Raw genomic sequence first — 21,008 nt, 5'->3', positions numbered from 1 at the left:
TGTTAGTATATATATTATTAGAAGATAGGTTCATGTAAGGTGATTTGATGTCTGACTCTCGTCAGGAGCCGATCGCAGGATGAATACGATTATCAAAAATGAAAGATTTCAATTGATCGCTATAGCGATGGCTACGGCCATTGGCGCTCAATTCAAGATTAATCCCTTCAGCGGCGATTTTTTTCGTATCGGTCTGGGTGTCAGTATATTTTTATGTTTTCTATTATTTATGCGTCACTTGCCTTATTTAACGATCGGGCTCATGTCAGGATTGTTCAGCATGGTCTTTCAGGCAGGAGAATGGATGATCGCTACAAACTCCTTTTCTGTTATGGAAAGTATACAAAATAACTTGGCGGCCGGTATTTATTATGTTGTTTTTGCGCTCGGAATGAGCGGGTTTCAAAAAAGAATAAACGAGTATCATCCCCTTGTTTTAGGCGCGATCGTTTCCGCGATCGACTTCGCGTCTAACGTAACCGAGCTCTTCGTGCGCGGAATGATACTGGACACACATGCATTTCATCTCAATGAATGGTTTCAATTAATAGCTATTGCAATTGTGCGAAGTTATTTTGTAATCGGACTGTACAGCAGCATTTCGATCAGTCAAATGCGGTTCCTCCATGCGGAGCAGCAAAAGCGGATGGAGCAAATGATAAATATTGGGGCAGGTTTATATGGGGAAGTCTTTTATTTAAGAAAATCAATGGAAACGATTGAGTCCATTACCGTAAACAGCTTTAATCTGTCCCGAAAATTAAAAGAAGAGAATCTAGGCGGCTACAGCGGGCAAGTACTAGAGGTCGCCCAGCAAATCCATGAAGTGAAGAAGGATTCCCAGCGTATTTTGGCAGGCTTGCTGGAATTATATGACAGTGAAATCGTAGTTGACCTGAGCCTCTCGGAGATTCTCGATTTTGTCGTAAAAGGAAATCAAAAATATAGTGAAATGCTGAGCAAAAAAATGGTTATAGAAGTAGAAGCGGATGTAAACTTCTTTACCCCTCATTATATACCTATATTGACGGTGCTTAACAACCTGGTGTCTAATGCTGTAGAAGCGATAGAGAAAAGTGGTATGATTAGAGTGGAAGCTGCGGAAAAGGAAAACGAAATCCTGTTTGTGGTTACGGATTCGGGGATAGGCATTTCCGAAAAGGATAAAAAAATTATTTTTGAACCGGGTTTTACGACAAAGTTTAATATAGAGGGAATTGCGGCAACGGGGATTGGCCTCTCTCACGTACGCGATATCGTTCATTCCTTCGGAGGCGGTATCGAAGTGGAGTCATCGATGAAGGCTGGCGGTACCCGATTTTTCATTCGCCTTCCGATAACCGCTTTACAAAAAGGGGGGGAAGCAAATGTCGATATCTTTCGTTATCGTGGATGACGACGCAGTTAGCAGGCGGATGCTTCAAAACATTATTGAGCAGTGCAAGCTTGGCGAGGTTGCCGGCACGGCCGGAGAAGGATCGGAGGGAACCCGTATCATTCTTGAACTGAAGCCGGATATCGTTTTGATTGATTTATTAATGCCGGATCAGGATGGGATCGAGACGATAACGCAATTGAAAGACAGGGGTTATAAGGGAAAGTTTATTATGATTTCTCAAATTGAAAATAAAGAAGTGGTAGGACTGGCTTATCAAAGAGGAATCGAGTTTTTTATCCATAAGCCGATAAACCGTCTGGAAGTGGAAGCCGTATTGTTGAAAGTGAACGAGCAGCGGAAATACGAGCGTCATATTCTTGAAATCAAGCAATCATTAGCGAAATTCGATCCCGTAGAATTGCCGGCGGTCCGCAGAGAACCAACCGCTCGCGAGGTTGTGAAGCCAATTCTAATGGATTTAGGGATAATCGGTGAAACCGGCAGTAAAGATGTCGTTTCTTTAATGGAATATTTAATTGAGTATCGGCAGGCAGGCGATTTTCCGCCGTTGAAAGAATTGTATGAATCCGTCGCCCGAACCTATAAACAAAGCAAGAGCGATGTCGAGAAAGAGACGAAGGCGATTGAGCAGCGAATCAGGCGGACCATTATGGCCGCGTTAACCCATTTGGCTTCGATCGGATTGACGGATTACAGTAACCCGAAGTTTGAACATTATGCCCCTCTTTACTTCGATTTTCAAGATATCCGGATAAAAATGAAGGTCATGGACGAAGAGGAGAATCCTGAAAAAGGTAAAGTAAACATAAAAAAATTTTTGCAGGTCTTTTATATAGAGGTACTGGAGAAAATGAAAAGCTGAGTGCATGTTTCGAGTCGCGTCATCGATAAATTGCGTAATAGAAAAAGCAGCCACTCGAAAGAGTGGCTTTCATTAGTTCATCCCGGAGATCGGACCGTTCCTTAAACGTTTACTTATTGCATCAATGACGATGAGTAAGATGAAATTCATAGCGCTGCAGTACAGGAAATCCCACCATACAAGACTATGCAGCACTCCGATTATTTTAAGAAATTGGTTAACGCCAAATACGACAGCTACAGGCCATAGGTACTTTAGCCAACTATACTTTGACTTTAACTGCGACGACCAAACAAAAAAGATGCTTGAAAGCATTCCAGATAGGGAGGAAAAAGCAGTTGTATCATGTGAACGGTTCTCAAACCAACCGAGATTAAAATTTCGGCTGTTGAAAAACGAGAGAGGGACAAACTGAATCGTAAAAAGCGCCCATGTGATAAGATACAGCGTCAAAAAATAAGGGATGCCCTTTAAGGGATGCATAAGCCGTGCAAACAAGGCTTTGGCAAAGCTATAATAGATCGGCAATCCAATCGCTGTGTATTCAAACCGCCACCAATTATGGCGATAAATGCCTAATTTTGTGAACCACCATTCAATCCCAACTATGATCCCTGTGAAAATGACGATCCAAATCCAGTTCAATCGAAATACCGCTATTAATGCGGCTGTTGCGGGCAAAGTCAGGAGATTCGATGCAAGGGCCCCCATCGTACTGTCATAATAAGCATCACGGGAGATGATCTTGGGATAAAACGCATAGCTCTCCAACAATACAAAGATGAAGTACTCGATCGTATAACCTGCTCCGACCATTCCTAAAAACAGGAGAAGGCTCCTGTAATTCTTTGTTTTGAATAATACGAAGAAGAGAAGGAGGGTACTTAACGTGCCCAACCCTAAATACCAGAGAGAATTGAAATTAAGCGAAAAGAACGTTTCCCGGATCATATGAAATACCTTTCAGTTTTCTGTATGTTGTTGTTACTTTATCCATTTATTTGAAAATCTACTCCTACGTGTTCCAACACGTCGAAACGTCAAAAGGAATTTTTTCTGAATCATGGAGTCTAGCGAAAATCAGGGCACGCCGGTGTTATCAATTAAATCAAAAGATGGAGGAGACTAAGATGGATAAACTAGTCGTTCGGGATCACTTGGTTCAATCGCTTGAGGAGATAAAGCAGCTGGTAGGGACGCCGCACGAGGCCGTTGTGAAGATGGTCTAACGGTTGCCACCATCGCTATTCGCCCCAAAAAGCCGTTCTTGAAAACCTAACGGTTATAATCACCGCTATCTGTGCTGCCATTAGCCCAACTCATTAGAAAACAAGGAAATAGCATCTATGACAACCGTTAAATCTTGAAAGAGTCTCAAATCGGCGAATTAACGGTAATGGCAACCATTAGAAAAACTATATTCCCTGTAACCGGGATTCAAACCGGGATTTCACCCTTCGGGGTACCCAAAAGCACAGAGATATAACCGTTCACCCGATCACACCTCTATGCTTTGAGCCGAGGGGGACCCTCACCCCTGACCTAATCGCTGCCAGCGATGCGCTATCCCGCATTAGTAGTTCAACTGCCCTAAAATGAGGCTAATCGGTTAGTTTCACTTAATCCTTATTAGAACAAGCAAGCCAGTCATCTCATCACATGGACCTTGGCAGAGTGTGTTCTCGCTGCATGTGCGATAGACAGGCCGATCGATGCGAAGCAAAAGCGGCCGATGCGGCCGGAATAGCAGGCGAGTTTACAAACTGTACATCGGGGTACCAATTTGTACATATGAAGTGCCGGGAGGTTTCGTGCTACTATTGAATTTGTACATCGAGAAAGCGGTAAGGGGGAAGTTGTTTTGCATTGGGGAAAAGGTAACTTTACGCGAAGCGTGGCTTTCCGGTGGATGGTTTCGTACGCCGTTATTTTGTTCATACCCGTTATACTTAGCGTGATTATCTATAGCCAGACAAGAGGAATCGTGGAATACGAGATCGAACGGGCGAGCAGTGCGATGCTGCAGCAAGTCAGATATATTGTAGACGGGGAGCTGCTTCAGACGGAGAGTCTGGCCGCGCAATTGTCGATTCATTCGGATGTCCGGGAGCTGTTAAACGATCCTTCGGAAGAAAGCGCTTACCTTATTTATAAAACGAAACGGGAACTGAACAAACTGCTGTCCACGAATGATTTCATTAAAGGCATATACATCTATTCGAATGTTCGCCAGGCGGTGCTCTCGAGCGAGACGTATGTAGAGGAGCGGATGTTTTTCGAGATCAAACACGAGACGGACAAATTCGCCTACGAGGACTGGCTTGACTTGATGAAGACAGAGCAGCCGGGGCGGTACGTGCTGCTGCCGGTTGAGAATCAAGGAAAAAGCACGAGCACGCCTTCCTACATCCGGTCGTTCCCGATGCAAGCGGGAGACGGCCCGGCGGGGACGATGTTATTTCCGCTCAATATCGAGAAGATCCGGACGATGCTTGAAAATATCGACTGGGTCGAACAAGGGCGAGTGTTCATTATGGATGCGAACGACCAAATCCTGTTTCAGAATGCCGGAGAAGCGCTGCCGGTATCTTCGTCTGACCATGAGTGGAAAGACCGCGGGACGGGTACGTTCACCGGTACTTTCCAGGGAACGGAGTCGATGATTACGATCGAGTCGTCCGATACAACGGGGTGGAAGTATGTGAGCGTATTCCCGACGGACGTTTTCTGGGAACGCGCAAGGGACATCCAGACGATGAATGTGCTCGGACTTCTGCTTTGCGTTGCGATCGGCGGAGCGGTCATTTATTATTTTTCACGCAAAAACTATGACCCGGTCAAGCAGCTTGTGAGCGTCTTCTCCAGGAGTCCGCTGCAGGGGGCCGGAGCCGACTTGGACGAGTATTCGTTCATACAGAGAAGCGTGCTTGAGACGATTCGCGAGCGGGACGACATGAGCAATAAACACGATCAGCAGCTTCGGGTTTTGCAGAACTACTATTTAGGAAGGCTATTGAAAGGTCAGGCGGATCGGAACGTACCGCTCGCGGAGCTGTCAAAGGCGCATCATTTGGCCTGGACATCCGACCGTTTCGCGGTGCTGCTATTTTATATCGAGAGCGTCGAGGGCGAGGTTAAGCTGCTGGATATATCGCAGTTTATCGTGTCCAATATTCTGGGCGATGTGATCGGCGACCGCTTAACGATTCATTTCGCGGATGTGGACGGTACGCTTTCGGCGGTCGTGAACGTCGATCCGGATCGAGAGGAGCTGTGGAAGGAGGATATGGAGGACGCCCTGGCTCAGTCATCCGAATTCATCACAGCCCGCTATAAGCTGCGGTTCACAACGGCGGGGAGCGATCTGCAAACCGGCTTGGACGGCGTGCACCAAGCGTTCCTGCAGGCGCTGGAAGCTCAAGAGTACCGCATGGTGCTAGGGGAAGGGATGTTAATCTGGTACGGAGACGTGAAGCCGAGCGAAAGCAGTTATTTCTTCACGGTGAACGACCAGATGGTTCTGATCAATTTCTTGAAGGCCGACGAGTTCGACAAAGCGAAGCAGATGATCGACGACGTCGTGAACCAGGCGTTCCAAAGACAATCGTCGCTGGAAATCGCGAAATGTGTCTTGCTTGACGTAGCGACGACGCTGATCAAGACGATTCCCGATCAGGAGCAAGCCGGTATCGCGTGGGATGAATGGCGACCGCTTAAGAGACTTCTGTCTTGCTCCACGAAGACGGAGTTTCATCAAGAGCTTCTGGAAATATTAGACCGGGTATTCGGCGTGCTTCGAAGCAAGCTGGCCGTCCAGACGAGTATCGGGATCGGAGATAAAGTGGCCGAATTCGTGCGAGGGAACTACAGCGATACGAACTTGAGCGTGTCGATGATCGGCGACCACTTCCGTCTGTCGCCGCAATATATATCCCGGCTATTCCGCGAGCACACGGATCGAGGGCTGCACGATTATATTAGCCAGACCCGCGTTGAAGCCGCCAAGGCGCTGTTGCTTGAAGGGGCGAGCATCGACGACACGGCGTCTAGGGTCGGCTTCGCGAGCGGCCATGCCTTTATTCGCGTATTCAAGAAATACGAAGGGATTACGCCCGGGAAATATAAAACGATTCATTGACGTTCGCGGAAGCGGGCAAGAAGAGAAAGGAGGCCGTTTGCCATGAAAGCGCAAATGTTCGGTTGGCTGAGGAGAGGCCGGATCGTGATGATCGGCTTTGCCCTGTTCGCATCCGGATGCTTCGGAGGGGATAGCGGAGAAGAACGAACGCAGGCGAATATCCCGAAGGAAACAACAAATTCGGAACGGCATAGTCCGGAAGCGGACAGCAAGCCGTTCGAGTATCCGATGCAAGGAACCGCCAAGCTAACGCTAATGACGGAATTTCCCGATATGGGGATGCCGAACCGGGGGGCGATCGACCAAGAATACGAGAAACGAACGGGTATCGCCATACGGCATCTCGGCGGCGTCCCTATGCAGGATAATAAATTCAGTTATCTTCTGGCCTCGGGGAATTTGCCGGATATCTTTATGAATAACTGGCTTGGATATCCGGGAGGTCCGGAGAAGGCAATCGAGCAAGGATACATTTTGCCTCTGAACGACGTCATCGACCGGTATGCGCCGAACTTTAAGCGAGTACTGGAGCAGCACCCGGATATCGATAAAATGGTGAAGACGGACAGCGGCGTCTACTATGCGTTTCCGTTTATTCGTGCCGAATCGGACAGGGTATACGGCGGGCCGATTGTTCGCAAGGATTGGCTGGACGAGCTGGGACTAGCCGTCCCGGCGACGATCGACGAGTGGCACGCAATGTTGAAGGCTTTCAAGGAGAAGAAAGGAGCTTCCGCTCCGGTGACGTTTCGAACCTTGTTCTTGGGCGAACGCACGGCTGGTTTTGCGGGGGCGTTCGGCGTGATGGGCAATTTCTACGTCAAGGACGGGAAGGTCACATACGGTTATTTGGAGCCGGGGTATCGCGATTATTTGGCGACGATGAGCCAGTGGTATAAGGAAGGATTGATCGACAAAGATTTTGCCGTCCTGGATCTGGAAACCGTGGATAAGAAGATGACTTCCGGGACAAGCGGCGCCACGATCGGCTGGCATGCTTACATCGAGAAATATAACCTCGCGGCGCAGTCGAACGACTCGGCTGCCCGATATGTCGCCGCCCCCTATCCGACGCTGATCCAAGGGGCGATCCCGGAATTCGGGCAGCTGGACAACGCGTATGCGGGGACCAGCTCGGCAGCGATCAAGGCCACCACGAAGCACTTAGAGGCGGCGGTTCGCTGGCTGGATTACGCCTATTCGGAAGAAGGCAGCCTGCTGAATACGTACGGCATCGAAGGCGTAACGTATACGATGGGGAACGGCGTGCCGACGTATACGGATCTGGTCGTCGCGAATCCCGACGGGTTATCAAGCGATCAAGTCATGCTTCAGTATGCGCACCAAACGAACTATCCGATGATTCAACGGGACGCGCAGCTGATATGGAAGTTTGAGGAGACCAACCAAGCCCTTGATGTGTGGAAAAAAACGAAGCACGAAAATTACTTGCTGCCTCCCATTACGCCGACGACGGAAGAAGCAAATGAGCTGTCCGCGCTTATGGGCGGGATTAGCGGGTTTGTGAATGATGCGGAGCTTCGCATCATATTGGGCGTCGATCCCATCGAGGCCTACGACGAGATGGTGAAGCAGCTGAGGCTGCTCGGAATCGGGCGGGTACTGGAAATAAAACAAGAAGCATATGAGCGCTATATCAACAGATGACTTCCGTCAACCGGAAGTCGTCTTTTTTTTGTGGGTACGACAGCCGTTTACGCTGGATTTCATGAAATTGAACCTTGATTTCAAGTTGTCACCCGTCATTTTCTTGTTATCGTACATCATGTTCGATAGTGAACATTGATAGCCGAGAGGCGCGGGAGGTACATTGATGGGGCAAGCAACCGCATCGCGGCAAGGGCAAAAATTCGTAAGGATGTGATCATGCATGGCAGCTCATGCGCACGACAATGTTGTAGATACAAGCCCGCTATGGAAGCATGTCAGAAAGGAATGGAAGCTGTATTCATTCCTGATCATTCCCGTTATCTACTTCATTATCTTCAAGTACGCGCCGATGATCGGCAACATTATCGCCTTCCGGAAGTATAGGGGAGGGCCGAATATTTTGGGATCCGACTGGGTCGGGTTCAGGTACTTCGAGATGTTCATGAAGGATCCGACCTTCTGGCGGGCATTCTTCAATGATTTAACGTTAAGCGTCAGTTATCTTGTGGTCAAATTCCCGCTCACCTTGATTTTCGCGCTGCTATTGAATGAAATACGGTGGATGAAGTGGAAGAAATTCGTGCAAACGGTATCGTACCTGCCGCATTTCATCTCGATGGTTATCGTAGCGGGGATGGTCAAGGAGATGGTTTCCTTAAGCGGCCCCATTAACGCCTTCTTGGCATGGCTCGGGCACGAGCCGACCTCGTTCATTTCCTTGCCGGAATGGTTCTCATCGATTTACGTCACCTCGGGCATTTGGCAGAGCCTCGGATGGGGAACGATTCTGTATTTGGCGGCGATGACCGCCATCAATACGGAGCTCTACGAAGCGGCGAGGATCGATGGAGCAAGCCGGTTCCGTCTGGCCTTGCATGTCACGATTCCAGGCATACTGCCAACGGTCATGGTGCTCTTGATCCTGGACATCGGCAGCATTCTAGGCTCGAATTTCGAGAAAATCCTGCTCTTGTACAATCCTTTGACCTATGAAACGGCGGATGTCATCTCCACTTACGTTTACCGGATGGGCATTACCGGAGGCAACTTCAGCTATGCGACAGCGGTTGGTTTGTTCGAGGGCATCATCGGCCTCATATTAGTGACAATCGCGAATGAAATATCCAAGCGCACGACGAAATCAAGCCTCTGGTAGAAAGGAGACTATTTATGAAGCGAACCTTATCCTTTAACGGTTTTAATCTTGTAAACGGATTCATCATGATCCTGGTCGTCCTCTTCACGTTATACCCGTTCATCTATCTCGTGGCGCAGTCCTTCAGTTCGGAGGCCGCCATCTATGCCGGGAAGGTTAGCTTCTTTCCGGTGGAGTTCACGACCCAGACCTACGAAGTCATCCTGAGCAAGCCCGACTTCTTCCGTTACTACGGCAATACGATTCTGTACTCCGTATTAGGCACGTTCATCGCGGTAAGCGCGACGGCCGTGATTTCTTATCCTCTTTCCAAAGCGAAGCTGCGCCTTAACAAATTTTTTATCCCGTTCGTGCTGTTTACGATGTATTTCGGCGGCGGACTCATCCCGAACTACATCCTGGTCGCTAAAACCTTGGGCATGAGGGATACGATCTGGGCCATTGTCATCCCCGGGGCGATCAGCGCGTTTAATGTCATCCTGATGAAGACGTTTTTCGCCAATTTGCCGAACGAACTGGAGGAAGCGGGCCGCGTCGACGGCCTGGGCGTATTCGGAATTTTCACCAAGATCACGATTCCTTTATCAAAACCGATCCTGGCAACGATCACGTTGTTCGTCATCGTCGGCATGTGGAACAACTGGTTCGGACCGTCGCTCTTCTTGCAGAGTAAGGAGAAGTGGCCGATCGCCTTGTATTTGAAGCAAATTATCGACAATGCGGTTAGTCCGGCCGAAATCGGGGCTGCGTCCGAGCAGACCGGCCAAATCGCGGCAAGCGTCAAGTCGACCGCCATGGTGCTCACTTCGCTGCCGATTATATGCCTGTATCCTTTCGTACAGAGGTATTTCGTGCAAGGAATGATGATCGGCGCCGTAAAGGGTTAATCGATATAATCGGTGAGGCAACTGCCTAATCCGTTATATACAAGCAGAAACGCTTATACGCGTCCTTCTATGGACGCAGCCGTTTCGGCGAAACCAAAGAAAGCTTCAACCAATAAGGGAGGCAGAGCAATGATTAGATTCAGTAAAGCAACGGTATCGGTATTGCTGGTTGTGATGCTCGTTTTTATGGCGGCATGTTCGTCCGGAAACGACAACGCTCCAAACAAAAGCACGAACGCTCCATCGGAAAACCCGGGCACGGAAGACAAGCCGGCGGATTACGCCTTCGGCGAAGATCAGACGTTCCGCTCCAATGAACCGGTATCCTATTCCATGATGTACAGCGATCATGAGAATTACCCTTATAAAGAGGACTGGAGACTATGGAGCGCCATTAAAGAAAAAACGAATGTAAGCTTCGACTTGTCCATTACGGCAAGAACAGAATACGAGAATCAAAAATCGTTGCTGGTGAACAGCGGCGACGCCCCTTATATTATTCCTAAAACGTACGATGAATCGGCGTTCGTCGCATCCGGTCAAATCGTGGCCGTCAGCGACTGGGTGCAATACATGCCGAACTACATGAAGGCCGTCAAGGATTGGGGGATGGAAGAGGATCTGAAGGCCAAGATGAAGGAAGACGGCAAATATTACGTGCTTCCGGGCATGTGGGAAGTCGCCGGCGGCGGTTATTCCTACATTATCCGCAAGGACGTATTCGAAGCGGCTGGCGTAGACGTCCTCGGACAAGAAGCGAAATGGACGTACGAGGAGTTCTACGAGGCGATGAAGAAGGTCAAGGAACATACGGGCGCGAAGTATGTCTTCTCCGACCAGTTCCTGGGCGAATCCACGCTTAATATTGCGGCCGTTCAATACGGCGTAACCGGCGGTTGGGGCGTGTCGAACGGCGTAACCTTCGATCACGAGAAGCAGCAGTTCCAGTTCGCCGACACATCGGAGGATTTCAAGAGCTACCTGGGCTATTTCAACAAGTTAGTAACTGACGGTATTATGGATCCCGAATCCTTCACGCAGGAAAACGATACCGCGCAAGCGAAGTTCTTTAAGGGCGACAGTTACGTCATTAACGGGAACTACCAGCAGCTGGCGGATTTCAAATCCAAAATGCAGGATCAAGGCAGCGAGCTGTACATGATCGTCCAACCGGGCGGTCCGAAAGGCATGCAGCAGGTCGAGACCTCAAGGCTCGAGAACGGCATTATGGTCAGTCAGAACGCGCTCGACGATCTGGGAGAAGAAGGATTCATCAAGATGCTTCGTTTCATCGACTGGTTCTGGTATTCCAATGAAGGCCAGACGCTCAGCTTATGGGGCGTAGAAGGAGAAACCTATACCAAGGATGCAGAAGGAAACATTGTGCTTCATTCGGATATTTATTACAACGGGATGAACGAAGGGGCAGCGAAGCAGTTGAATGCCGATTTCGGTTTTGCCGGCGGCATGTTTGCGTATGGGGGCAATACGAAGCTGAAGACGTCCAAGATGACCGAGGGAGAGAAGGATTACTTCAACCGGATTCTGAGTACCCGGGAGCCGCGCAAGCTGGCGCCGCCGATTATGGGTACGGCGGAGGAGAGCGAACAGATGAACCTCATCTCTACGCCTCTTATCGACTACGTCAAGACGATGACTTTGAAGTTCATTACCGGTCAGGAAAGCTTAGACAACTGGGACAAATACAAGGCACAAGCGGAAGCCAACGGCAGCGAGCGGTATACGAGCCAGGCGAATGAAATCTTCCAGAAGACGAAGAGCTTGCTGGGCTATGAATAGGTTTTAATAAAACAGGGCTGGGTGCATGTTGTTCCAATGGATCATGCATTTGGCCCTTTCGTTAAAACGGAGGGATCTTTAAAATGGAAACAGGCGCAAAGATGGGTTATGAAGCGTGGCTGCGGTATGAATCGGTCGAGAGGGACGTGCTGCGGGAAGCGTACCGTATGCGTTGCCAGGCAATCGCAATCGCCGGGCAGACCAAAGTGCTGAATACGGCAGCAAGAGAGCTGGCGGAAGCGGTTGAGGCCATGACCGGGCACAAACCCGGGCTTGCTTCGAGTCGAGATCGTCAGATGCCGGACGTAATGATCGGCGTTACAGGCAGAGGCGATACGGAGATCGATCAGATGGTTGTCTCAGGTGCGGCTGCGCTCGGCGATGAAGGGTATGTGATTCGGACGCTCAAAGGCGAGAAGGGAGAGCCGGACCGTATTGCGGTCATCGGGGCGTCGGATCGGGGCGCGTTGTATGGCGTCTTTCACCTGATTCGGATCATGCAGATGAGAGAGCCGATAGACGAGCTGTACATCGCGGAGAGTCCCGCGAGCGGCTTGCGGATGATCAATCAATGGGACAACATGGACGGTTCGATTGAACGCGGGTATGCGGGAAAATCGTTTTTTTACCGCAACAACGGTTTTGTAGAGGACTTCGCGCGAATCCGAGACTATGCCCGGCTCTTGGCCTCTGCCGGGATCAACGCCATCGCGATCAATAATGTCAATGTTCATCGCGAAGAAACCAAATTAATAACCGCGGAGTATGAGCAGACGTTATCGAAAATGGCGGATGTTCTTGGAGCGTACGGCATCAAATTATTTCTTAGCATTAACTTTGCGAGTCCGATCGCGATCGGCGGACTGCAAACGGCCGACCCCCTGGATCCATCGGTGAAAAATTGGTGGGCCGAACGAGCGGCGGATCTCTACCGTGCGATTCCCGATTTCGGCGGTTTTCTCGTGAAGGCCGACTCCGAATTTCGTCCCGGTCCTTTCACTTACGGACGGGACCATGCCGACGGAGCGAACCTGCTGGCGGAGGCGCTTGCTCCGCACGGCGGGTTAGTCATCTGGCGCTGCTTCGTCTACAACTGCCTTCAGGATTGGCGCGACCGGTCGACGGACCGCGCCAAGGCGGCCTACGATCATTTCATGCCGCTCGACGGCCGCTTCGCGGACAACGTCATCCTGCAAATCAAGAACGGGCCGATGGATTTCCAGGTACGCGAGCCGGTATCGCCTTTGTTCGGAGGACTGAGCCGTACGAACCAAATGCTGGAGCTGCAAATTACGCAGGAATATACGGGGCAGCAGAAGCATGTCTGCTACCTGGTGCCGTTATGGAAAGAGGTGCTCGGTTTCGATACGCATGCCCACGGCGAGGGTTCCACCGTCGACAAGATCGCGAGCGGCGCCTTGCAGGGCCGTCCATACGGAGGACTGGCGGCCGTATCGAACATCGGGGACGATGCGTGCTGGACCGGGCATCCGCTTGCCCAGGCGAACCTGTACGGTTACGGACGCTTGGCTTGGAACCCGGCGTTATCCGCCGAGCGGATAACGAGTGAATGGATTCGGCTCAGCCTCGGATGCGATCCGGCAGTTGAAGAGGTCGTCTCGGACATCCTGCTGAAGTCTTGGAGGATCTATGAGAGCTACACCTCACCGCTCGGCGTCGGCTGGATGGTCAATCCGAATCATCATTACGGGCCGAACGTGGATGGATACGAGTATTCGAAGTGGGGGACGTACCACTTCGCGGATTGCCAAGGCATCGGGGTCGATCGAACGATCGAGACGGGAACCGGATACGCGGCGCAATACCATTCTCCTTGGCGCGAGACGTATAACTCACTGGAGCTTTGTCCCGATGAACTGTTGCTGTTCTTCCATCATGTCCCATACACCCATGTCTTAAAGAGCGGCAAGACGGTGATCCAGCATATTTACGACACGCACTTCGACGGCGTGGAAGAAGCAGCTGCTTTGTTGGAATCATGGCAAACGCTCAGAGGCAGGATTGACGAAGCTTATTACGAGCTTGTCGCCTTCCGTTTGACCGAGCAAAGTCAGCACGCCAAGGAATGGCGGGACGTCATTAATACGTATTTCTACCGGAAGTCGGGTATTGCCGACCGGCAAGGCCGCCTGATTTATTGAAAATAAACGAAAGCGAGCTCATCGACTATGAATATGAAAAAATTGTTCAACGACGGATGGGAATTTGCCAAGAGCGGCCCGGATGCTGCGGATCAAGTCGGGTTGCGCTTCGAACCGGTGGATTTGCCTCATGATTGGCTGATTTACCAAACGACCGCGCTTTATGAGAACGGTATCGGCTGGTATCGGAAAAGGTTTACCCGGACGAAAGAGGACGGCAGCCGGAAACAACAGCTTCTGCTATGCTTCGACGGCGTATACATGGATTCATCCGTCTATGTCAACGGACGGTTGGTCGGCGAATGGAAGTATGGTTACTCTTCCTTCGAGCACGACATGACGGAGGCCGTCGCAGAAGGGGATAACGAAATCGTCGTGAAGGTGGTGCACCAGAGTCCGAACAGCCGATGGTATTCGGGAGCGGGCATCTATCGGAACGTCTGGTTGAAGACGAGGGACAGCTCTTATATCGCAACGGACGGCGTGTACGTCTCGACCAAGCGGCAGGGCGACGTTTGGTCCGTGGAGATCGACACGGATGTGCACAGCGAAGAAGATGCAATCATCTCGCATCAAGTCATCTATCAGGGCCAGCCGATCGCTGCCGGTTCAGAGCAGGTAACGGCTGGCCGAGACTCAATTACGCGGAATCGCCAAACCTTAATCGTGGAGAAGCCTTTGTTATGGAGCCCTGACGAGCCCAACCTGTACCAATTGGTCACCCGGCTGCAGAGCAGGGCGGACGAGCCGGCTGAAGAACAACCTTTCGTAGTCCAAGAGACGATTACGCAGCATCTCGGCTTCCGGACGATTGTGCTCGATCCGGAGCAGGGACTTCAGGTGAACGGGAGAAAGCTGAAGCTGAACGGCGTCTGCGAGCATCACGATCTTGGCGCTCTGGGAGCGGCGTTCAACGTCAACGCGTTGCGGAGAAGAATCGTGATTTTGAAAGAGATGGGCGTAAACGCGATCCGTACGGCTCACAATATGCCGGCTCCGGAACTCATGGATTTGGCGGATGAGATGGGACTGTTCATCGTCTCGGAAGCGTTCGACATGTGGGAACGATCCAAGACGCCGTACGATTATGCAAGATTTTTTGAAGAGTGGGCTTATCGCGACGTGAGAAGCTGGGTGCTGCGGGACCGAAACCATCCGAGCTTGCTCATGTGGAGCATCGGGAACGAAATTTACGATACGCATGCGGACGAGAGAGGGCAAGAAGTCGTCAGAATGCTCATGGCGTATGTGCAGGAGTTCGATCCGAAGCAGAACGCGAGAGTGACGATCGGCTCCAACTACATGCCTTGGGAGAATGCGCAGAAGTGCGCCGATATCGTGAAGCTTGCCGGCTATAACTATGCGGAGAAATATTACCGCAAGCATCATGAAGAGCATCCGGATTGGATTATCTATGGGAGCGAGACCGCCTCGGTCGTTCAGAGCAGGGGCATCTATCACTTCCCGTTCGACAAGTCGATTCTGGCCGACGACGACGAGCAATGCTCCGCTCTGGGGAACAGTTCGACAAGCTGGGGGGCGAAGTCCGCGGAGGCCTGTATCTTGGCGGAGAGAGATACGCCGTTCTCCCTGGGCCAATTCCTATGGACGGGATTCGACTATATCGGCGAACCTACCCCGTACCATACCAAAAACAGTTATTTCGGACAGATCGATACGGCTACGTTCCCGAAAGACTCCTATTATATCTATCAGGCTGCCTGGACCGATTACCGCACGCATCCGATGGTGCATGTGTTCCCGTACTGGGACTTCAACAACGGGCAAACCATCGATATTCGCGTCTGCTCGAACGCCCCAAAGATCGAGCTCCTGTTCAACGATGAGACCGTCGGAACGCATGAGATCGATCATGAGCATGGAACGCAGCTGGTCGGTTGGTGGAAGCTCCCTTACGCGCAGGGGGAGATCAAGGCGATCGCTTATGACGAAGCGGGCAATATCATTGCTGCCGATGTCCGAAGATCCTTCAGCGATGCGAAATCGATTACTCTTCAAGCGGACAAAGAGAATCTCGCGGCGGACGGCACGGATCTTATTTTCGTGGAAATCGGCATGGCGGACGAAGAGGGACATCCCGTCGACAACGCGAATAATCGCGTACGCGTGGAGGTTACGGGTGAAGGCAGGCTGCTTGGGCTCGATAATGGGGACAGCACTGATTTTGATCCCTACAAGGGCGTCAGCAGAAGATTGTTCAGCGGCAAACTTATGGCGATCATTGGCGCAACGCTGCAGCCCGGGAAGATCAGAATCGAAGTATCCTCCGAGGGCATGCCATCCGAGGCTGCGGAGTTCGTATCTTATGCGGCTGAAGGCGGGGTGCCGGAAGGGCTGTCCGCGAGCGTAAGGAATCAAGAATTGCCATGCGTGGCCGGCTGCAAGGAGGAAATTCCGCTGCGAAAGATCGAAATCGTCAGCGAAGCGGGGCAGAGCTTCAACGAATCCGCCAAAGAGATCGTTGTCCGGGCCAAGCTATGGCCGGAGAATACTTCGTATCGGGACGTAGAGTGGCGCGTCGTTACGGATGAAGGGATCGACTCGAATATCGCCAAGGTCGAAGGAAGCGGGCTTGAAGCGAAGATCACCGCGATCGGCGACGGCGCATTCCGTCTTCGCTGCACGAGCAGGAACGGCACGGACAAGACGAAGCTCATCTCCCAGCTGGAGTTCACGGCAACTGGTCTCGGCACGGCCTATAAGGATCCGTACGGGTTTATCTCGGCGGGGCTTTACGATTACGGCAAAGGCGATGTCGGGAACGGCAACGAGAGAGGCGTGGCGACCAGCCGCGACGGCGAAACGCAGGTAGGCTTCCGCGATATCGACTTTGGCCCATTCGGCTCCGATACCATCACGATTCCGATCTTCGCTTTATCCAGCGAGCCTTATGCGCTGCAAATTTGGGAAGGCATGCCGGGTGAAGCGGGCAGCGCCTTAGTCGCCGACGTGATCTATCAGAAGCCTTCCAAATGGAACGTGTATCAGGAAGAAACCTACCGCTTGACCAAGAGGCTGCGCGGGATTACGTCGATTTGTTTCGTGCTGCGTCAGAAGGTGCACATCAAAGGGTTTTCCTTTGCGCGTCAGAGCCGGGCGTTCGAACGTAACGCGGCGGCTTCCTGCGACCGGATCTACGGCGATGCGTTTACCGCCTTGGACGGCCGTGTAGAAGGCATCGGGAATAACGTCTCCCTCGAATTCGCGCATATGGATTTTACCGGTGAAGGGACTTCGAGGCTTGTCATAAACGGCAGATCGCCCATCGACAAGAACACCATCCATATCCGGTTTGCAGGCGAGGACGGCGAAAGCAATCAACTCGTGGAATTCGAGAAATCCGACGGATATGAAGAAAGAGCATTCGATTTGGAGAGGGTGACGGGGATGCAAAAGGTGACCTTCATCTTCCTGCCGGGAAGCAGCTTCGACTTCGATGCGTTCCGCTTTGAGAGGGGGTAAGCAAGCATGGACGAACAATGAGATTTTTAGAGGGCGCTCCCGTAGGAGTGCCCTTTAAATTCTCGCCGTAACGCGTGAATGTCCTTAGGCTAGTCCGGGATCCAACGCATCCAAAACACGGTTCGCAAATTCAATCCGTTCTTCTTGGGATTCTTCTTTGCCTAAAAAGTTCGACTGGAACGCATGTTGAAAGCAGCTTCCCAGCAACAAATCCGCTACGGCTCCCGGATTCGCTTCCTCCCGGATTCGGCCAAGATGTTTCTCCTTTAACAAGTAAGCTTCAACCGCCTCGTTGGCGCAATGCGGTCCTTCATTGCGCAAAGTAAAACCTTCCCGGTGACGAAGCAAAATCTCCGGTTCCGAGAAGATGGAGCAGATCAAAGACATGGAATTATGGTAATCCTCCAGCGCCGCAAGAGCCACCTGCTCCAGATTTCTCCGCACCGTTTCTTTACCGGCAAGGCTTTGAAGCGATGTTAAGGTTCTCATCAAATTTATTAATTGCCCTCGTAGAACATGGAGAAATATATCTTCCTTGCTTCTATAATGGTTATATAACGATCCTTCGGAACAGCCGGCTGCCCGGGCGATTTCCTTTGTCGTGGTTTTGGCAAGCCCGTTCGTTAACAGCACCCGTTCGGCTGCTTCGGCTATTTTGGTTTTTAAATCCAATATTATCCCTCGCTCTATTGACAGGTCATAAAAAGCTGTTTATGCTCATATTATGAGTGTGTGATCACTCAATGTCAAGAGGTGTTACGGGATGTAATAGGGTATGTAAGGGTGAGCAAGGATATGCTGGAAAAGCGTATGATGCGACATGAGTGTGGACTCACTCAAAATCCGACAAAAAAGGAGAATGCTCTACATGAAACCACAAAACTACGGCAACTACGTAAGGTTGATTCCGGCTTTTCATTTTTTCCTTGTACCGCTCGGTTTGATCACGCTGATCGCTGCAATCGTGTTTCTGATTCTTTCGGTGGGAAGCGGAGACTCGCTATTTGCCCCTCTGTTACTCGCAGTCCTTTCCCTCATGATGGTCATGACCATGATATTTTCCCGGGCATTTGCTTGTAAGGCTCAGGATCGGGCGATTCGTGCGGAGGAAAATCTGCGGCACTTCGTATTGACAGGCAAGCTGCTGGACCCCCGTCTGACGATCAATCAGATCATCGCGCTCCGTTTTGCTTCGGATGAGGAATTTTTGGTTTTATGCGCTAAGGCGACGAGCGATAACGCAACCCCGGATCATATCAAGCGGGGTATTCAAAATTGGAGAGCCGATTACGACCGGGTGTAACGAATAACGTCATCAATATATGGAAATTAACGGTTGATCCTATTAACCGAGACGTTCCGGGAGACGACCATGAATATGCTAAAAACACTTGTTCCGTCTCATTTCGACGAGCTTTGCGATAGGGACTTCCTGTCAGCCGCTTCCGGTTGTTTCTCCATCCAGCCGTATTTGACCATAATATTGTAACAAATAACGCCGGCCTGCATGGCGTGATTAAATACTTGCTTGTAGTTTAAAACAACATCCGTTCTTAAGCTGGAGCCTATAGCTGCGCCATAATAAGAAAGTGCCGCGTTTACTAAAAAAGCCGCATGAAACATCATCAATTTGTCCGAGAACGGACTTACGGTTGAATCCGTGATCTCGTCGTCCCACCTCTGAGGGATGGACAAATCATCTTGTAATAAAATAGCGTTAAAGCTGTCAGCGTCTTTACCCGCCAGTTTAATGTTTTTCTGCATAAATTTTCGAACGTCTTCCCGTTCCGTCACTTGGCTAAAAGCTAAACTTAACGTTCTAACAAATGCGGTTTTCTTGGAATTAAAGAAAAGATTACCGATTTCAGAGCTATTGAGCGGTCTCTTATCCCCTAATAGATTTGAAAGGATCCCCGTAGAATTCATAAATTCCGCCCCATGAGGAGAAGGGATAGTGGGCATGCTCGAAAATTTAGGATGAGTTTTACCTAAAGCCGTTATTTTTTGAAACAATTTATTTGTTGATTCCATGCATTCAGAATAGTAATTTTGGATGTCTTGCCGCTCGCTGCTTGTAATAGCCAAACCATAAGCGGTTAGTCCATGTATGGTCATAATATAGGAGTAGAAGAGTAAAAAGTGGTCGGAAAAAAGACGCGGAGCACTAAGGTTGACGTCATCATTCGTAAATCCTACGGGGACCTGAAAATTTGCGCTTTTCAAGAACGCGGTGATTTTTGCAACATGACTCTCGGCTAATTGTAACGCGAGCTTCAAGACGGGCTGTATTTCTTTGTCTTCAACAATTTGCAGAAAATATTTGTACATACAGACCGCCATCGTATCGCCCATGTATTGAAGCCAAAGAGCTGATACTTCAGCTGCTGTTAACGACTTCTTATCGGTACTTTCGTTATTTTGGGTTGAGAAAATTCCCATAACCTGAATCCCCCCAAGTTTTAAGTGTTGTTACTTGCTGAAATTATTTTGCGGTATTTAGCAATGAAATATACAGAATATACAAATTTCTGCATATTGTATGACATGGCGGGGACAGAAAACCCGCCCGGGGCTGTCAGAACAACCTCGGGCGGGCTAATATGCTTCTTATTTGTTCTCGGTTAGTTTTCGTTGGATCTGATCCTCGTATTCGGTGAACGTTTCCGAATTCAGCCATCCGCGGTCAGCCATTAGCGACTGATAACGAAGCCTCTTGGCCGACAATTCGCTTTGAAGCTTCTTGCGTTCGTTATCGTTGCGGCAGACGGCGAGCAGATCGCCCAGCGTGACCATCTCTTTGCGAAGCTGCATTTCCTCCGGAATCAGCCCGGCGTTCTTAAGCAGCTTGAAGCCAACCCGGAGATCCTCCGGCACATTCTCCATATCGTCAGGCGGAAGCGGCTTGCCGGTACCAGGCAGATTATCGAATTCCCCGCGACGGATGGCCTCCTTGATTTTCTCCTCTGCAATCCTGTTTATAAATTCCATTGGGTTGATCAACTCCTTGTTCGTAGTTTACCACATGGCTTGAATCGAATCCGCACTCCGTATCAAGGCGGATGGCGGGATGAAAATTCGTGCTTCCGGGCATGTTAGGGTCAAAGACATCAAGGAGGCATGCAGAATGGCAAGAAGAAGGAGAAGATATGCAGTACCGGGAGTGGAGCAAGGGATGCAGTCTTTTAAAGCAAATGTCATGAAGCAGGAAGGTTATGCGGTTGACCCGAACCGGCCGGACGACGTGAAATTCGAAGTGGCCAGGGAGCTTGGCGTTCCTCTGCAGGCAGGCGATAACGGACATCTGACTACGGAATCGGTGGGACATGTCGGCGGCAAAATCGGCGGCTCCATGGTTCGCGAAATGATCCGGCTCGCCCAAGAACAAATCGCGAACAGAGAACAGCCTTGAAACGATATTCATTCAATTATAGAAATTGAAAGGCACATCGA

Annotated in this window: 15 protein-coding genes; 11 read left to right on the top strand and 4 right to left on the bottom strand. The window is 50.4% G+C overall.

Annotated elements, in window-relative coordinates; all coding sequences use genetic code 11:
- Positions 1–79 precede the first annotated feature (79 nt).
- Together H581_RS0102160 and H581_RS0102155 are read left to right on the top strand one after the other, a co-directional pair.
- Positions 80–1,396: an ATP-binding protein gene (locus H581_RS0102160; protein ID WP_028608577.1), complete on the top strand. Its 1,317-nt coding sequence runs from the start codon at positions 80–82 to the stop codon at positions 1,394–1,396.
- Positions 1,368–2,261, top strand: coding sequence for a response regulator (locus tag H581_RS0102155; RefSeq protein WP_051250392.1), 894 nt, complete (start codon positions 1,368–1,370; stop codon positions 2,259–2,261). Before H581_RS0102160 ends, H581_RS0102155 begins: the two co-directional genes overlap by 29 nt.
- 72 nt (positions 2,262–2,333) lie before the next feature.
- Here H581_RS0102155 and H581_RS0102150 read toward each other — a convergent pair whose 3' ends face one another.
- Complete coding sequence (locus H581_RS0102150) at positions 2,334–3,212, bottom strand: hypothetical protein (RefSeq protein ID WP_028608575.1); 879 nt, start codon at positions 3,210–3,212, stop codon at positions 2,334–2,336.
- Positions 3,213–4,122: 910 nt separating this feature from the next.
- Between H581_RS0102150 and H581_RS0102140 the strand changes: the two genes are divergently transcribed.
- From H581_RS0102140 to H581_RS0102110, 7 genes are all read left to right on the top strand, one after another.
- Positions 4,123–6,399: an AraC family transcriptional regulator gene (locus H581_RS0102140; RefSeq protein WP_028608574.1), complete on the top strand. Its 2,277-nt coding sequence runs from the start codon at positions 4,123–4,125 to the stop codon at positions 6,397–6,399.
- Positions 6,400–6,441: 42 nt separating this feature from the next.
- Positions 6,442–8,067 carry an extracellular solute-binding protein gene (locus H581_RS0102135; RefSeq protein ID WP_156889478.1) on the top strand — a complete coding sequence of 542 codons (1,626 nt, stop codon included), beginning with the start codon at positions 6,442–6,444 and terminating at the stop codon, positions 8,065–8,067.
- Positions 8,068–8,290: 223 nt separating this feature from the next.
- The gene (locus tag H581_RS0102130; RefSeq protein WP_028608572.1) at positions 8,291–9,226 is read left to right on the top strand and encodes an ABC transporter permease; all 936 of its coding nucleotides are present in this window, start codon (positions 8,291–8,293) and stop codon (positions 9,224–9,226) included.
- 14 nt (positions 9,227–9,240) lie between these two features.
- The gene (locus H581_RS0102125) at positions 9,241–10,113 is read left to right on the top strand and encodes a carbohydrate ABC transporter permease (RefSeq protein ID WP_028608571.1); all 873 of its coding nucleotides are present in this window, start codon (positions 9,241–9,243) and stop codon (positions 10,111–10,113) included.
- Positions 10,114–10,242: 129 nt separating this feature from the next.
- Positions 10,243–11,913 carry an ABC transporter substrate-binding protein gene (locus H581_RS0102120; protein ID WP_028608570.1) on the top strand — a complete coding sequence of 557 codons (1,671 nt, stop codon included), beginning with the start codon at positions 10,243–10,245 and terminating at the stop codon, positions 11,911–11,913.
- Between the two features lie 83 nt (positions 11,914–11,996).
- Positions 11,997–14,075, top strand: coding sequence for an alpha-glucuronidase family glycosyl hydrolase (locus H581_RS0102115; RefSeq protein ID WP_245599873.1), 2,079 nt, complete (start codon positions 11,997–11,999; stop codon positions 14,073–14,075).
- A 27-nt stretch (positions 14,076–14,102) separates the two neighbouring features.
- Positions 14,103–17,558: a glycoside hydrolase family 2 TIM barrel-domain containing protein gene (locus H581_RS0102110; protein WP_028608568.1), complete on the top strand. Its 3,456-nt coding sequence runs from the start codon at positions 14,103–14,105 to the stop codon at positions 17,556–17,558.
- An 84-nt stretch (positions 17,559–17,642) separates the two neighbouring features.
- Here H581_RS0102110 and H581_RS32765 read toward each other — a convergent pair whose 3' ends face one another.
- Entirely contained in the window at positions 17,643–18,230 is a 588-nt protein-coding gene (locus tag H581_RS32765; protein WP_051250391.1) for a TetR/AcrR family transcriptional regulator, read from the bottom strand.
- A gap of 196 nt (positions 18,231–18,426) precedes the next feature.
- On the opposite strand from H581_RS32765, the gene H581_RS0102100 reads away from it, so the two are divergent.
- Complete coding sequence (locus H581_RS0102100; protein WP_028608567.1) at positions 18,427–18,861, top strand: DUF6526 family protein; 435 nt, start codon at positions 18,427–18,429, stop codon at positions 18,859–18,861.
- Positions 18,862–18,959: 98 nt separating this feature from the next.
- Here H581_RS0102100 and H581_RS0102095 read toward each other — a convergent pair whose 3' ends face one another.
- Positions 18,960–19,997, bottom strand: coding sequence for a DUF3231 family protein (locus H581_RS0102095; RefSeq protein WP_028608566.1), 1,038 nt, complete (start codon positions 19,995–19,997; stop codon positions 18,960–18,962).
- A gap of 168 nt (positions 19,998–20,165) precedes the next feature.
- A complete protein-coding gene (locus H581_RS0102090) occupies positions 20,166–20,546 on the bottom strand; it encodes a DnaJ family domain-containing protein (protein WP_028608565.1) in 381 nt (126 codons plus the stop codon).
- 136 nt (positions 20,547–20,682) lie between these two features.
- Between H581_RS0102090 and H581_RS0102085 the strand changes: the two genes are divergently transcribed.
- The gene (locus H581_RS0102085) at positions 20,683–20,967 is read left to right on the top strand and encodes an alpha/beta-type small acid-soluble spore protein (RefSeq protein WP_028608564.1); all 285 of its coding nucleotides are present in this window, start codon (positions 20,683–20,685) and stop codon (positions 20,965–20,967) included.
- The last annotated feature ends 41 nt before the right edge of the window (positions 20,968–21,008 follow it).

The organism is Paenibacillus harenae DSM 16969, from assembly GCF_000422465.1.
GTDB lineage: Bacteria > Bacillota > Bacilli > Paenibacillales > Paenibacillaceae > Pristimantibacillus > Pristimantibacillus harenae.
This window is presented reverse-complemented; position numbering and strand designations above follow the sequence as displayed.